We start from the raw sequence: 15,708 nt of genomic DNA on the forward strand, positions 1-15,708 counted from the left end.
TTCCATTTTTGAATTCCGAGCCTTCATTTCAACTCATACGGAAGGTTTGATGGCTTATGCAAGTCACCTTTGCTGGATAAGGTCTATTCGCGGTAAATCTATCGTCAGGCCAGCCTCGATCGTGTCATCGAAACGGGCGAGCGCAACGGCGTAAACGCTTGGCGTTTGGTCGCCGCAGGAGGATAATGGCGGCATGATAACAGCAGATGACGAATTTCTGACGGGTCTGCCCGTCTTCCGACATTTCGAGGACGTGGCCGACCCGGCGCTTTATCGCGCCCTGCCGCCGGGATGGGCGCTGGCCATTGCCGATATCATCGATTCGACAGGGGCGATCGGCACCGGCAGATATAAGTCCGTCAACATGGCGGGCGCTGCGGTCATCTCAGGCATATCGAACAGCCTCGGGCGTCACGACCTGCCCTTCGTGTTCGGTGGCGATGGAGCCGCCGTCGCGGTGCCACCGAACGGGATATCCCTTGCGCGCACCGCCCTTTCGAACGTGCAGCGCTGGGTGAAGGACGATCTCGACCTTTCGATGCGTGTGGCGCTTGTTCCGGTGGAGGACATACGCAACAACGGTTTCGATGTGCGCGTCGCGCGCTTTCAGGCAAGCGAGGATGTTTCCTACGCCATGTTTTCGGGCGGTGGCAACAGCTGGGCCGAGGCGCGGATGAAGGAGGGGCAATATGCCCTGCCTACGGTTGCGACAGGCGGGCGGCCGGACCTGACCGGCCTTTCGTGCCGCTGGAACCCCATTCCGGCAACCCATGGCAAGGTGGTGTCGATCATCGCCATGCCGGGACCCTCACTGGATATGCCGGCATTCCGCCAGCTGGTCATCGATCTCGTCGATCTGGCCACGCAGGATGCAAGACAAGGCCACCCCGTGCCGGAGGATGGGCCGAAACTGGGCTTCGTGCGGGAAGGCCTCGGTCTGGAAGCCAGGGCAGGTGCGGCCTATCACGATAGCTGGGGCAAGGTGCGCCGTTCGCTGCGCATTCTCGGCGAGAGCTTCCTCGTGAATTTCCTCGGCATGACGGGATTGTCGCTCGGACGGTTTAATGCGGATCGCTATCGTCGCTCGGTTGCCAGCAACACCGATTTCCGGAAATTCGACGATGGCCTGAAAATGACGGTTGATATCGACGCCGAGAGGCTCGAAAAAATCCGTGCGCGGCTGGAGCTGGGGCGCCTTTCCGGCACCTGCTATTTCGGCCTGCACGAGCAGGACGCCGCATTGATGACCTGTATCGTGCCCTCCCCGCTTTCGAAGGACCATATGCATTTCGTCGATGGTGCCGACGGTGGATATGCGGCTGCGGCAAGCCGCCTAAAGCAACAGATACAGGCTGCGTCTTCGCCCTGAGTGGCGCGGGCGACTTTTCACCGCATTACATGCGAGCCAGACGCCAAAAAAAGAAAAAACCGGCGTCATGCGCCGGTTTCAACGGAATGGCACCGTCGGGCCGTGGGATGGCCGTTAGATCAAGCGGCAGCAGTCTTGCTGCTCTTCTGCACCTGGCAATAAATCTCCTCGAGGGAAGCGAGGATTTTTTTGACGGATTCGGAATTGCTGGAATAATAGATGGTCTGAGCATCCCGTCTTGTTTTCACCAGCCGCTGGGCACGCAATTTCGAAAGATGTTGCGAGAGCGCGGACTGGCTGAGACCAACTTGGGAGGCGAGAACACCGACCGGCACTTCCGTATCCACCAGCGTGCACAAGATCATCAGGCGCTTGGGATTTGCCATCGCTGAGAGCAAGTCTGCAGCGGCGATGCTATGTTCCGACAGAGATTGGTTATCCATACGCTCAAGTCTCCTGATGACAGTCGGAAAGACCGTCATGGTGGCTATTATAGGTGGTCCAAAAGGTGTTTTTTATAATTCAGTCGATACGTTGTATATACCTAAATCTTGCTTATATCGTGTCCCCCTCCAAGACTATTCTTCATTGATCATTTACCTGGACATCTTGATCAAATTTTCAGACTTTCGCCTGTTTTTCGTCATTTTAGCAACAAACTGCTACATTCTCAGTAGTATTTGGAGCAAAAAACAATCAAAAATTGAGCACACAAATCTTGTCTTCCAATGTCTGGCTTCGTGACCACTACCTTACACCACCTTAAATTTAGCAAGGAGGTACAGAATCTAGTTTTACTTTGCGCAATTTTCTCAAAGTTTGCAATATGCTTTTTATTCGTAATTATTTTAATGCATAACTTATAATGTCTTGGGTATTCTTTTTCTTTATACCAGCATTAGGTAATACAAAAAGGCCTTCCGGTGAGGAAGGCCTTTCGTTTTCTCGACCAATGCGAGTGTTTCTCATTTCTTGCGGTGGCGAGTGAGGCCTGTCACAATTTCGTCTGCGGAAATCGTGCCTATAATTGCGCCATTATCGACAACACCGATCGCGCCGGAATGTTTCGAGAGCGCATCGAGGATATCGATCAGCGGCGATGTCGGACGGGCGGTGGCGGCCACGTTCAACCGGCCGTTTTGTTCGTCCACGCCTGGCTTCATCACGTCCGCGGCGGTCAGCATGGAGATCGGGTTCATGTTCTGCACGAAATCCGCGACATATTGCGTAGCCGGTTGCTTGACGATCTGCTGCGGCGTGCCGCACTGGATGATACGCCCGCCCTCCATCATGGCGATGCGGTTGCCGATGCGGAATGCCTCGTCCAGATCGTGACTGACGAAGAGGATGGTTTTCTTCAACCGGCTCTGGAACTCCAGAAGTTCGTCCTGAAGGCGGCTTCTGATGAGCGGGTCGAGCGCCGAGAACGGCTCGTCCATCAAGAGAATGGGCGCTCCGGTTGCGAAGGCGCGCGCCAGCCCTACGCGCTGCTGCATGCCGCCGGAAAGCTCCCCCACCTTGCGGTCAGCCCAGGCGGACAGGTTCACCAGCTCAAGCTGCTCGGCCACCATGCGCTTGCGCTCGGCTTCCGGCGTCCCGGAAAGCTCCAGCCCGAAACCGACATTGTCGGCAACGTTTCGCCAGGGCAGCAGGCCGAATTGCTGGAAGACCATCGAAACCGTATGCATGCGCAGATCGCGCAGCGCCTTCGCCGTCGCCCGATAGGGATCGACAAAACCGGACGCCGTCTTCACGCTGACATTGCCGCGCACCACAGGCGCAAGGCCGTTAACGGCCCTGAGCAGCGTCGATTTACCGGAGCCCGAAAGCCCCATGAGCACGAGTATCTCGCCCTCATTTACCGAAAGCGAGGCATTCGCAACGCCGAGGACCAGGCCGGTCTGCTCGTTGATCTCGTCACGCGTGCTGCCCTTGTCGATCAGCGCCAGCGCCGCCTCGGGCCGGTCGCCGAAGACGATATCGACATTTCCGAAGATGATTGCATCACTCATAGATCATGCTCCGTGCCGGGAAGGCGGAAAAGTCGGTCGAGAACGATCGCCAATATGACGATGCACAACCCAGCTTCGAAGCCCATGGCGATGTTGACGGTGTTCAAGGCGCGTACCACCGGCACCCCCAGGCCGTTGGCGCCGACGAGGGCGGAGATGACCACCATCGAAAGCGAAAGCATGATCGTCTGGGTAAGACCCGCCATGATCTGCGGCGCAGCGAAGGGAAGCTCTACCTTGCGCAGAACCTGCGATGGCGTGGCACCGAAGGCGATGGCCGCTTCCACCAGCGCCGGCGGCGTCGAAACGATGCCGAGACGGGTCAGGCGCACGGGCGCGGGAATTGCGAAGATGACAGTGGCGATAAGCCCGGGAACCATGCCGAGGCCGAACAGCACTAGCGCCGGAATGAGATAGACGAAGGTCGGAATGGTCTGCATCAAATCCAGCACCGGGCGCATGCCGGCATAGATCCACTTGCGCCGCGCCGCCAGTATTCCAAGCGGTATGCCGATGATCATGCAGACCGCGCTGGAGGCGAGGACGAGCGCCAGCGTTTCCGTCGTCGCCTTCCAGTACCCGAGATTGATGATGAACAGCAGACCAAGCGCCGTAAAGACCGGCATGCCGACCGACCGCCTCGTCCAGGCTGAAAGAGCCGTCACAATCGCGACGATGACCAGCGGATGCGGCGCCTGCAAAACGTAAAGCAGGGCGTTAATGACGCTTTGGAAAATGAAAGAAAGCCAATCGAAGAAAAAAGCGAGATTGCCGGTCAGCCAGTCAATGGCCTCCTTGGCATATCGGCCGACGGGCAGGCGGTTTTCAGGAGCGCTGAGCCATTCCACGGTAAGACAAGACCTTTCGTGAACCAGAGCAATTCCAGTAAAAATGCGTAACGGTTTTGGGCCCGGAATTGCAAAAAAATAAGAAGAACAGGCATTGAAGGTGATCCCGTTTCACCGGAAATGCCGCTAATGCAGAAACGACGGCCGGCAACAGCATTGCCGGACACCGGGATCGCGCGTGACCCCGGATGCGAGAAAAATTCGCGGACCGAGATCATGCAAAGGACATGGTAATTCCTGCAGTATCCGGCCTGTTTAAAAGGTTAGGCCGGATACATGCGTTGTCTGCAACCTAGAGGCCCAAGGCCTTCTTGACGGCGGGCAAGGCGTCAGCGCTGCCATCCTTGGTCTTGACGTTGGCAAGCCAGGGTTCGATCGCGGCCGGGTTGGCCTTCAGCCAGGCAGTCGCCGCCGCTTCGCCCTCGAGGCCATCATTCAGGATCTTGCCCATGATCTCGTTTTCCATGGGCAGGGAGAATTCCAGGTTCTTGAGAAAGACGCCAACATTCGGGCATTCCTCGGTGTAACCCTTGCGGACATTGGTGTAGATCGTCGCACCGCCGAGATTGGGGCCGAAAACCTCGTCACCGCCGGTCAGATAGGTCAGCTTGAAATTCGTATTCATGGGATGCGGTTCCCAGCCGAGGAACACGATCGGTTCGCCGGATTTCCCCGCGCGGGCAACCTGCGACAGCATGCCCTGTTCGGAGGATTCGACCACCTCGAAACTCTTCAGCCCGAAGGTGTCCTTGGCGACCATGTCGAGGATCAGGCGGTTGCCGTCATTGCCGGGCTCGATGCCGTAGATCTTGCCGCCGAGATCGCCGCTATGGGCCGCGATATCCTTGAAATCCTTGATGCCGAGTTCAGCACCCTTGGCATTGGTCGCCAGCGTGTATTTCGCGCCGGTCAGGTTTTCACGCAGCGTTTCAACCGACTTGTCGTCGCGGTAAGGCGCGATATCGCCTTCCATGGTCGGCATCCAGTTGCCGAGGAAGACGTCGATGTCCTTGTTTTTCAGGGATGTATAGGTAACGGGCACCGAGAGAAGCTTGACGTCGGTTTCATAACCGAGGCTCTTCAGCAGCACCGTGGCAGTCGCTGTGGTGGCAGTGATGTCGGTCCAGCCCACATCGGAAAAACGAACCTTGCCACAACTTGCCGGCTCCGCAGCGCCGGCTGCATTGAACGTCATGACGGAGATTGCTGCGGCCAAAGCCAGACAGCGACTTCTATTTGCAAACATCGCTTGCTCCCTTTTTTCGTTCCCTTGCCATTATCAATATCTGCCGGACACAATCAACTCGCGTGCATTTGCGTGCTTTGGCCCGCCGTTTGCGACACGACGATGAAAATCTCCGGCTTTTTAGTCCGCGATACGGACAGCTGCGGCATGCGGAAATCTGTGTTTTTCCCGTTGCGGCACTTTTCAACCCGGCCCTTCGCCGTCAAAAGACGCGAAGGTGTACAGGGAGTGGACGATGGCAAAACTCTATTTCAATTATGCGGCGATGAACGCCGGCAAGTCGACCATGTTGTTACAGGCATCCTATAATTATCACGAGCGCGGCATGCGCACGTTGATTTTCACGGCCGCCTTTGACGACCGGGCCGGCTTCGGCCGGGTCGCGTCGCGCATCGGCCTGTCGTCCGACGCACGGACCTTCGACGCAAACACCGATATCTTCTCCGAAGTGGAGGCCCTGCATGCCGAAGCGCCCGTTGCCTGCGTTTTTATCGATGAAGCCAACTTCCTGTCCGAACACCATGTCTGGCAGCTTGCCGGTATTGCCGACCGGTTGAACATTCCGGTGATGGCCTACGGCCTGCGCACGGATTTTCAGGGCAAGCTTTTCCCGGCCTCCAGGGAACTGCTCGCCATTGCCGACGAGCTTCGCGAAATCCGCACCATCTGCCATTGCGGCCGCAAGGCGACGATGGTCGCCCGTTTCGACAATGAAGGAAATGTGGTCAAGGAAGGCGCGCAGATCGATGTCGGCGGCAACGAAAAATACGTCTCCTTCTGCCGCCGCCACTGGGTCGAAACGGTCAAGGGCGACTGACCGTCTGCGGCCGGTTGCCGCATTTGATTTTTCGCAAGGATGGCTCCCCTGCTCCTGCGCTAAGACCATGCGGACACATTCGCGTGGGATGTGCTTTCTCTCAGGAGCAAAAGATATGCACAACAAAACTGCCACCGTCGCCAGCCTTGCCATCGCTGCTGCCCTCCTCGCCTTTCCCGCCCTGTCGGCCGAAATCGAGGTGAAGATGCTCAACAAGGGCAGCGACGGTCAGGCGATGGTCTTTGAACCGGCAACCGTCAAGGCAGCTGTCGGCGACGTCATTTCCTTCGTGCCCGTCGACAAGGGTCATGATGCGGCTGCCGTCAAGGAAATGCTTCCCGAGGGCGTTGCGGACTTCAAGGGCAAGATGAACGAGACGGTGAAACTGACCGTCGAGAAGGACGGCGCATACGTCGTCAAATGCACGCCGCATCTCGGCATGGGCATGGTCGCCCTCGTTGTGGTCGGCGATGCCGCACCGGCCAATCTGGATGCCATAAAGACCGGCAAGCTGCCGAAAAAGGCGCGGAGCGGCTGGACGCCGAAATTGCCAAGCTCGGTCTGTAACCGCCTGTCACCTTGTTAAGGCGATACATGCTCCACGCGTAGTTCCGGAACACGGGAACGACCCGCGCGGACCGCAGGTTGAGAAAAGTTTCGCAATCATGTTGTATCCCGGTGGGTAGGGACATATCTGGAAGACAGTAAACGACCGCGGTTGTTGCGAAGCGCCAAAAGGCGCATGGCCGAACCGCGGTTGTTCCTTCCGGCGTTCAGCCCCACGGGCAGAGGAGACTATGACGACATGATCGACCGGATAACCGCTTTGATTCAGGCAGCCTTCAACGCCATCGGCAAGGCCGCCGGTCTGGTCGTCGCCTGGCTTCTGTGGCCTTTCATGGCCGCCCACGGCTGGTATCGCGACCGCAACTGGATCATCAAGGGTCCGATCGCTCTGGTGCTCATCCTTCTGGCCGGCTTTTACGGATACTTCTTCTGGCAAACGCAGGTCTGGACGAATTTCGACCCGGATTATATTTCCCGTTACAAGCTTGCCGAGCGCACGGTGCCGCCCGGGCAGGAATTGCCGGCTGCGACACCCACGGCCGCCGCCGGCGCCACCGGTGCTGCCGCAAACACCTCCGCACCGGTATGCCAGCGCTCGGCTATCGTCGATGCTGCCGCCGATCTCACCGATTTCAACGTCAATCAGAATGCATGGATTTCCTCCATGCTGCTCTATCGTCTTGGCCTCTTCGGCATCGACTGGGACAGCACGCCATTTCTGGACAACAAGGCGTCCTTCCAGCGCGGCGTGAACCAGGCGGTGCGCCGCACCGCGGTGGAACTGGTGGATACGCTCGGTCGCGTTCGTGGAACCTCCGGTATCAACAACAATCTCCAGGAAGCGCGCGGGAACATGCAGTTCAGCGAATATTCCTGGTATTTCGGCCTCGATCCGTTTGGCCCCAAAACACCGACACCGAGCTACTATCGCGCCGCCATCCGCAGCTTCCAGGCATTTAACGGTGAACTGACCGCCTGCAAGGCCGTCTTCGATACACGCGCCGATAACCTCATCCAGTTCATCGACCGCATTGCCGGCGATATTGGCTCGACATCGGCCATTCTGCGCGAGCGTTCGGAAAACTATAATGGCGGCTGGTTCGACACTCGCGCGGACGACCGTTTCTGGTTCGCCTATGGCCAGCTCTATGGTTATTACGGCGTGCTGTCGGCAGCCGGATCGGACTTCGCGCAGGTTATTCGCGAACGCAATCTGACCAATCTGTGGAATGACACCCTGGGGCAGACCCGTGCGGCGCTACGCATCCAGCCGGCAATCATTTCCAACGGCGACGAAAGCGGTTGGATCATGCCCTCGCACCTTGCCACCATGGGATTTTACGTTCTGCGCGTTCGCTCCAACCTCGTTGAGCTCCGCTCCGTTCTCGACAGGTAAGTCAACGGCTTGGACCGGCATGAAAATCAGCTTATCAGGCCAAGGCGTATTGTCTTGGCCACCAGCTGCGCGCGGTTGACGCAATCCAGCTTGCGAATGGCGTTGTTCATATAGGTATTGACGGTGTGCTCCGAGATGGACAGAAGCTCGGCAATCTCCACGGAGGTCTTGCCCTGCGCAGTCCAGCGAACCACGTCGAGTTCCCGCTTCGTCAGTGGTGAGGGGAGTTTTGAGCCTGCACGACAAAGCCGGTCGTAGGCCTCCAGGGCGTGAAGGGCGATCATGCACAGCTCGTTCAGCGAACCCTGCGACAGGACATCGCAATCGCCTGCGAAATTCATCAGATGCCGGTTTCCGTCCATGCCGTTCACCGGCACCAGAAGACCGGAAGTGATTCCCATGCCGCGCAGCAAGGTTGAGACTTCCAACAGCGAGCCGGAGTTGATGTCCTTATCGTCAAGAGACCAGTATTGCGGCATCATCGATGAAGCGCCGCGCTTTATGACGGGGCAATCTGCAAGTTCACCGTCCCGGGTCATCGCATTCACCACCCACACCGGCAGGCTGCTTTCCACCACTATCGGCAGGGCATAGGCATTGCGAATGCTCGGCAGCTTCAGCAAGGTCACGTAGGAATAACTGAACGCCTGCATCACCTGCTGCAGCGCCGCCAGCCATTGGGGTCTGTCAATGGCAGCCGAAAGGTCGCGGCAAAGTCTGGCCTGGCGCTCCGTCTTTGGCATTCAGGCGCCACCCGGCGGTGGGCGCAGGACACCCAGAAGCGACGACCAGGCGGCATGGGCAAACAGTGTTGCAACCTTCATATCGGGCGGACCACCTTGACTAAAGTGCCGGTTTTTCGGGTTTATCCTTCGGCTTGGCCATCAGTTTCTCCAGGAAACCGAGCATGACCGCCGAGACGACAAAGGCCAGATGGATGATGGTGAACCACATCAACTGGCTATCCGTATACTGACTGGCGTTGAGGAATATCTGTAGCAGGTGGATCGACGAAATCGCCACAATCGACGATGCGACCTTGATTTTCAGGCTGCCGGCATCAAGCTTGCCCAGAAACGAAACCTCGTCATCCGCCTCATCGAAACGGCTGACGAAATTCTCGTAGCCGGAAATCATCACCATGACGATAAGGCTCGCGACCAGCGCCGCATCGATCAGCCCGAGCATGGCGAGGATCATGTCCGATCTCGTCGTAAGTGAAAACGTTTTTGGCGACCTTCAGGAACTTCAGCACGAAGGAAAATGCATAAACCGCCAGCGCCGCAACGAGCCCGAGATAAAACACGACAAGCAGCCAGCGGCTGGAGAGAATGATCCGCTCGACGAGCAGTTCAAGTGACTTCATTTCCGTATCCGATTACTTTTTTGTATATTGTTGGAGCATGCATTCTTCCGCCATCTAAACTGGCTGCGAATATCCTAGCAAGCGTCAATGTCGGGACTTTGGCCGGAACCCGGCATTTTCGGGCCTCTCCACCGGTCCGGATGCAGTCTCACGGAGCGTCACATTTTTGCCACGCACCGTTATGCTTTAAAACATGATGATAAAAGTCATATATAATATGTTGACAGTTATGATCATGTTTTTTAGTCCTCAGCTATCGGCTTGCCCGTAACAATTCAAAACAGTTTCAGCCGCGACAGCAAGCGCGGCGCGTTTTTGCGCGCCATAGCTTCTGCGCGCGCCTTATCCGGGGGTATTTAATGTCCATCTCGCGCACACATTCGGCGCTGTTTTTGTGCACTGCCATGTCTCTTCTGCCCTTTGCCGGACCTGCGCAATCGCAGGATGCCGCGTCGCAGACGAACGACACCACCACGCTGGAGAAGATCGTGGTCAAGGGCAAGCGCGTCAAAAGCGCGAATGCAGCCGCCGACACACCGCTTGCAAGCCAGACGACGGCGGAAGACATCAGGAAGAAAGACATCGGCAGCATCAAGGACCTCGGAAATTCCACCGAGCCGGGCGTCGATTATGTGGATGCCAAGCCCGGCAGGCCCGGCGGCCTGTTCATTCGCGGTCTGGGCGGCGCCCGTGTCGTGACCCTGATCGACAATATTCCCGTTCCCTACTTCAACAATTTCGCCCGTCAGGGACAGGCGACGACGACCCTGAGTGATACCAGTTCGAGCTTTGATTTTTCATCGCTTTCCACGGTTGACGTTGTACGCGGCGCCGATTCCAGCCGCATCGGTTCCGGCGCCCTTGGCGGCGCACTCGTTCTGCGCACGCTTGAACCGGAAGACCTGATCGGTGAAGGCAAGGACTGGGGCGGTGTTGCCAAGACCACCTATGACAGCGAGGACAGAAGCGTCGGCGGATCGCTCGCCGTTGCAAAGAAGATCGAAAACACCTCGGTTCTGTTCCAGGGCTCCTACAAGCGCGGCAACGAAACGGACAATAAGGGCTTCGCCGATATCTACGGAACCCGCCGCACCAAGCCCAACCCGGCAGATACCTACGAAAGCAACCTGATGTTCAAGATCCGCCAGGATCTGGAAGGCGGCCACCGCATCGGACTTACGGCCGAGCGTTATTCATTGAGAGATCGCAGCGACATGCGAACCCTGCAAGGCGTCAGCGTCTCGGGATCGACTTACCGTATTGGCGACTACAGCGGCTACGAGGATACGGAGCGCGACCGCGTATCGCTTGATTACGAATATGAAGCGCCGTCGACAGACAGCCTGATCGATGCAGCCAATCTGTCGCTCTACTGGACGCGCCTCTCCAAAGAATCTGGCGCTGGCAACCGGCTGACCAACAACTCGCTCTATATCCGCGAAGACAGCATGCGCAACAGCGCTTTCGGCATAGTCGGCGGCCTTGAATCCGGCTTCGAACTCGGCGGCGTGCAGCACACCGTGCGCTTCGGCGGCAACGCCATGACAACCGATTTCAGCCAGGCACTTTATGCCAACACAGGCGGAGTGACCTCATCGTCACAGTCGGACATGCCTGACGTGAGCGGCAAGAGCCTTGGCCTCTATCTCGATGACGAAATCGCGTTTGGAAACGGTTTCAGGCTGACCCCCGGACTGCGCTTCGATTCCTACGATTACGATCCGGATGGCTCGGTATCCAGCAACAGCGGTTACAACACCTTCGGCCTGCCAAGCGGCAATAGCGGTTCGCGCTTCTCGCCGAAGCTGCTCGCGACATACGACGTGACGCCGGAATTGCAGCTCTTCGCACAATGGTCGATGGCCTATCGCGCTCCGACCATCAACGAGCTTTATCTGAACTTCTCGAATATCAGCTCCGGTTATGCCGTGGTCGGCAACTCCGCACTCAACCCCGAAACCAGCAACGGCTTTGAAATCGGCGCCAATTACGCATCCGGCGATCTGACGGGGAGCCTGACGCTGTTCCACAACAAGTACAAGAACTTCATCGAGCAATACACGACCTCGACGACGCTGTTCCCCGGCTTCGGCGGCAGGGGCAACGGATCGCTCTTTACCTATCGCAACCGCAACAATGTTGAAATCTCCGGAGTGGAAGCCAAGGTCCGCAAGGAACTCGCAAACGGCTTCTTCGCCCATGCGTCGCTTGCTTATGCTTATGGCAAAGACACAGACAGCAACGAATTCATCCGCACGGTGGCGCCGTTCAAGTCCGTCCTCGGCGTCGGCTACGCACAGGAGACATGGGGCACGGAATTCACCGGCATCTTCTCCTCGCATATGCGTGACGACAAGGTGGCCACAACCTACGACGCACCCGGTTACGGCATCTTCAACCTGACCGGCTGGTGGGAACCGGAACAGACCAAGGGCCTGCGTATTCAGGCCGGCGTCTACAACCTGTTCGACAAGCAATACTGGAACGCCGTCGGCGTCCGTGACGTCAACCCCAATGCCGTCAGCACCGTCAACCAGCCTGTCGACTTCTATACGGAAGCGGGACGCACCTTCAAAATCTCTCTGACCCAGAAATTCTGAACCCGGTCGGAACATCATCTCCAGTCGGGGCGGCCTTCGGGTCGCCCCCTTTTTATCAGCGGCAGTAGAGATAACCTCCCTTTCGCTCCAGCACGTCGAGATGCAGGTGATCCTGATGGGTCGCGTCGCTGCCGGGGGAAAGAACGGTTCGGAAGAACAGGCAGGCGGCGGCTGTGATCGTCCGCTGGAAGGCACCTTCCACCGTTCCATCCTCGCCGCGCGGCTTCATCACCAGCGGATCGCCCTTGTCAAAGGCGATGGTGGAAATATCGACAGCATTGCCCTTGGCATGTTCGGAAATCTTGCCGGTTTCGGCACTGTTGCGGTTGCGGCAAATATAGGTCGAGGCATTGGCAATCGCCGTTACCTTTTTGTCCGGCAGGGCGAGAGCCGCAGCCGGCAGCATCATCTCCTTTGTCCAGCGCGATAGCGCAAGGGCCGTTTCGCAGCGCATGGTGCCAGATGGTTCAAGCTTGATGCCCGGCAGCACCACGGAAAGCTCGATCGGCGCTTCGATACCGCACCCCTGCTCGTCGTCGCGGATCGGCTCGAGCTCTTTGAATTCCGCGCCGATTTCCTTCAATGCGCCAAGGCAGGCCTGAAGCTCTGCCGGGTCTTCCGGCTTCACAGGCTCCGGCGGTTTTTCCTCGGGTTTCGTTGCTTCGACAGCCGGAGTTACCGTCTCGCCGCCGTTTTGCCCCTTGTCATCTTTCTTCTTGTCCTCGGCACCCTTCCCTTCCGCGTCGGATTTTCCTTCTTCAGGCGGTTGCGGCTTGGGGGTCGGCTTCGGTGTGTCTTCGGGCGTTTGCGCGCCCTTATCGGCCGGCTTTTCCGTCGTGGCAGGTGCTTGCTGTTCGCCAGGCTTCGGCTGTGGCACCGGCACCTGTGGCGGCGGTTCGGAAGCGGAAATAAGAGCGAGACTCGTCATCAGAAGACACAGGCGATGAAGCATTTTCCGGGGCACTCCTGACTGTTTCAGCAGGACAGGAACGCAACTCGCGCCGGTAAGGTTCATTCCGTCGCCGGAATCCGCTTGCCAAGGCGAATTGTGCAGGCTAACAATTTTCGCATGAACATCGTGTCTATGAACATTGCTAACTGGTGGTGGAGCAGCTTTACGCGGCCTTGACCAGTCATGTCTTCAGACAAAGTCCAAGCCGCCCGAATTTTCAGGCGGCTTTTTTGTTATTCTGCCGCCTGTCATCGGGCCTGAAAAACGGGAAGTGCGAAAGAAATGGTAACGATCATTCAGGATGACGGAGCGGAAACCTACGAGACGAAAGGCGGCATAAAGGTCAGCCGAAAGCGTCGCGCCGCCGAATATGCCAGCGCCATCGACAACTACATCGAAAAGCTCGATGCCCATCGCGGCGCGGTTTTCTCGTCCAACTACGAATATCCGGGCCGCTACACGCGCTGGGATACGGCCATCATCGATCCGCCGCTCGGCATTTCCTGCTTCGGTCGCCAGATGTGGATCGAAGCCTATAACGGTCGCGGCGAAGTACTGCTCGACTTCATCACCGAAAAGCTGAAGGCGACGCCCGATCTGACGCTGGGCGCATCCTCCGTCCGCCGTCTCGACCTCACGGTCAACGAGCCGGACCGCGTCTTTACGGAAGAAGAACGCTCGAAAATCCCGACCGTCTTCACGGCGCTGCGCGCCATCGTCGACCTGTTCTATTCGAATGCGGATTCGGCCATCGGCCTGTTCGGCGCCTTCGGTTACGATCTCGCTTTCCAGTTCGACGCGATCAAGCTTTCGCTCGCGCGCCCGGAAGACCAGCGCGACATGGTGCTGTATCTGCCCGACGAAATTCTCGTCGTGGACCATTATTCCGCCAAGGCCTGGATCGACCGTTACGATTTCGAGAAGGACGGTGTAACGACGGACGGCAAGTCCTCAGAGATCGCGCCCGATCCCTTCAAGACCACCGACACGATCCCGCCCAAGGGCGATCACCGTCCCGGCGAATATTCCGAGCTGGTGGTGAAAGCCAAGGAAAGCTTCCGACGCGGCGATCTGTTCGAGGTCGTTCCCGGCCAGAAGTTCATGGAGCGCTGCGAAAGCAATCCATCGGCGATCTCCCGCCGCCTGAAGGCGATAAACCCCTCGCCCTATTCCTTCTTCATCAATCTCGGTCATCAGGAATATCTGGTCGGTGCTTCGCCGGAAATGTTCGTGCGCGTCTCCGGCCGTCGCATTGAGACCTGCCCGATTTCAGGCACCATCAAGCGTGGCGACGACCCGATTGCCGACAGCGAGCAGATCCTGAAGCTGCTGAATTCGAAGAAGGACGAGTCCGAACTGACCATGTGCTCGGATGTGGACCGCAATGACAAGAGCCGCGTCTGCGAGCCGGGTTCGGTGAAGGTCATCGGCCGCCGCCAGATCGAGATGTATTCGCGCCTCATCCACACGGTCGACCACATCGAGGGCCGTCTGCGCGACGACATGGATGCCTTCGATGGCTTCCTCAGCCACGCCTGGGCCGTCACCGTCACCGGCGCACCGAAGCTCTGGGCCATGCGCTTCATTGAAAGTCATGAAAAGAGCCCGCGCGCCTGGTATGGCGGTGCAATCGGCATGGTCGGTTTCAACGGCGACATGAATACCGGGCTTACGCTGCGCACCATCCGTATCAAGGATGGCATCGCGGAAGTCCGCGCCGGTGCGACGCTTCTCAATGATTCCAATCCGCAGGAAGAAGAAGCCGAAACCGAACTGAAGGCATCCGCCATGATCGCGGCCATTCGCGATGCAAAAGCCACAAACTCGGCCGCCACCAAGCGCGATGCCGCCAAGGTGGGCACCGGCGTCAAGATCCTGCTGGTCGATCACGAAGACAGTTTCGTGCACACGCTGGCGAATTATTTCCGCCAGACGGGCGCCACGGTTTCCACCGTCAGAACGCCGGTCGCAGCGGAGGTCTTCGACCGCTTCCAGCCCGATCTCGTCGTGCTTTCGCCCGGACCGGGCAGCCCGACGGATTTCGACTGCAAGGCGACGATCAAGGCCGCCCGCGCCCGCGAGTTGCCGATCTTCGGCGTGTGCCTCGGTCTTCAGGCGCTGGCGGAAGCCTATGGCGGCGAACTTCGTCAACTTGCGGTACCAATGCATGGCAAGCCCTCACGCATCCGCGTGCTGGAGCCAGGCCTGGTCTTCTCCGGTCTCGGCAAGGAAGTGACCGTGGGTCGCTACCACTCGATTTTCGCCGACCCTTCCACCCTTCCGCGTGATTTCATCATCACCGCGGAAAGTGAAGACGGCACGATCATGGGCATCGAACACGCCAAGGAACCGGTAGCCGCCGTTCAGTTCCACCCGGAATCGATCATGACTCTCGGCCAGGATGCCGGCATGCGCATGATCGAGAACGTCGTGGTGCATCTCACCCGCAAGGCGAAAACCAAGGCAGCGTAAACATCCTGCATCGGCGGCGTCACTTCGGCGCCGCCGGGCAAGCCTCAAACAGCGCGACTTCGA

General features: G+C 58.1%; 11 protein-coding genes and 2 pseudogenes. 6 read left to right on the forward strand and 7 right to left on the reverse strand.

Translation table 11 applies throughout. The features are described 5' to 3' along the window. Positions 1–193: 193 nt before the first annotated feature. Positions 194–1,369 (forward strand): DUF3095 domain-containing protein, encoded by a 1,176-nt coding sequence (locus RBH71_RS23460; protein WP_003513584.1) that lies wholly within the window; start codon positions 194–196, stop codon positions 1,367–1,369. Between the two features lie 119 nt (positions 1,370–1,488). Here the strand turns inward: RBH71_RS23460 and RBH71_RS23465 are convergent, their stop codons facing one another. The 4 genes from RBH71_RS23465 to RBH71_RS23480 all read right to left on the reverse strand — a co-directional run bounded on the left by RBH71_RS23465 (position 1,489) and on the right by RBH71_RS23480 (position 5,424). Next, on the reverse strand, positions 1,489–1,812 hold the full coding sequence (locus RBH71_RS23465; RefSeq protein WP_003513586.1) for an ArsR/SmtB family transcription factor: 324 nt from the start codon (positions 1,810–1,812) through the stop codon (positions 1,489–1,491). 522 nt (positions 1,813–2,334) lie between these two features. Continuing rightward, positions 2,335–3,381, reverse strand: coding sequence for a choline ABC transporter ATP-binding protein (choV, locus tag RBH71_RS23470; RefSeq protein WP_003513591.1), 1,047 nt, complete (start codon positions 3,379–3,381; stop codon positions 2,335–2,337). Continuing rightward, on the reverse strand, positions 3,378–4,229 hold the full coding sequence (choW, locus tag RBH71_RS23475; protein ID WP_003513593.1) for a choline ABC transporter permease subunit: 852 nt from the start codon (positions 4,227–4,229) through the stop codon (positions 3,378–3,380). The genes choV and choW overlap by 4 nt, the downstream gene beginning before the upstream one ends. A gap of 292 nt (positions 4,230–4,521) precedes the next feature. Further along, on the reverse strand, positions 4,522–5,424 hold the full coding sequence (locus RBH71_RS23480) for a choline ABC transporter substrate-binding protein (RefSeq protein ID WP_233283658.1): 903 nt from the start codon (positions 5,422–5,424) through the stop codon (positions 4,522–4,524). Positions 5,425–5,710: 286 nt separating this feature from the next. Between RBH71_RS23480 and RBH71_RS23485 the strand changes: the two genes are divergently transcribed. The 3 genes and pseudogenes from RBH71_RS23485 (at position 5,711) to RBH71_RS23495 (ending at position 8,255) form a co-directional block, all read left to right on the forward strand. After that, positions 5,711–6,292 carry a thymidine kinase gene (locus tag RBH71_RS23485; RefSeq protein WP_003513599.1) on the forward strand — a complete coding sequence of 194 codons (582 nt, stop codon included), beginning with the start codon at positions 5,711–5,713 and terminating at the stop codon, positions 6,290–6,292. A 115-nt stretch (positions 6,293–6,407) separates the two neighbouring features. After that, a pseudogene (locus RBH71_RS23490) lies at positions 6,408–6,859 on the forward strand (pseudoazurin). Positions 6,860–7,097: 238 nt separating this feature from the next. Beyond that, entirely contained in the window at positions 7,098–8,255 is a 1,158-nt protein-coding gene (locus RBH71_RS23495; protein WP_003513603.1) for a DUF2333 family protein, read from the forward strand. Between the two features lie 26 nt (positions 8,256–8,281). Here RBH71_RS23495 and RBH71_RS23500 read toward each other — a convergent pair whose 3' ends face one another. After that, positions 8,282–8,998 carry a helix-turn-helix transcriptional regulator gene (locus RBH71_RS23500; protein WP_003513606.1) on the reverse strand — a complete coding sequence of 239 codons (717 nt, stop codon included), beginning with the start codon at positions 8,996–8,998 and terminating at the stop codon, positions 8,282–8,284. A gap of 100 nt (positions 8,999–9,098) precedes the next feature. Beyond that, positions 9,099–9,621, reverse strand: a pseudogene (locus tag RBH71_RS23505) (TIGR00645 family protein). Between the two features lie 359 nt (positions 9,622–9,980). On the opposite strand from RBH71_RS23505, the gene RBH71_RS23510 reads away from it, so the two are divergent. After that, the gene (locus tag RBH71_RS23510; protein ID WP_003513609.1) at positions 9,981–12,221 is read left to right on the forward strand and encodes a TonB-dependent hemoglobin/transferrin/lactoferrin family receptor; all 2,241 of its coding nucleotides are present in this window, start codon (positions 9,981–9,983) and stop codon (positions 12,219–12,221) included. 55 nt (positions 12,222–12,276) lie between these two features. On the opposite strand, the gene RBH71_RS23515 is transcribed toward RBH71_RS23510, so the two are convergent. Further along, a complete protein-coding gene (locus RBH71_RS23515; protein WP_080797961.1) occupies positions 12,277–13,173 on the reverse strand; it encodes an extensin family protein in 897 nt (298 codons plus the stop codon). Between the two features lie 282 nt (positions 13,174–13,455). Between RBH71_RS23515 and RBH71_RS23520 the strand changes: the two genes are divergently transcribed. Continuing rightward, positions 13,456–15,645: an anthranilate synthase gene (locus RBH71_RS23520; protein WP_003513614.1), complete on the forward strand. Its 2,190-nt coding sequence runs from the start codon at positions 13,456–13,458 to the stop codon at positions 15,643–15,645. Positions 15,646–15,708 lie beyond the last annotated feature (63 nt).

It is taken from the genome of Rhizobium sp. AN68, from assembly GCF_030758035.1.
Classification (GTDB): domain Bacteria; phylum Pseudomonadota; class Alphaproteobacteria; order Rhizobiales; family Rhizobiaceae; genus Agrobacterium; species Agrobacterium tumefaciens.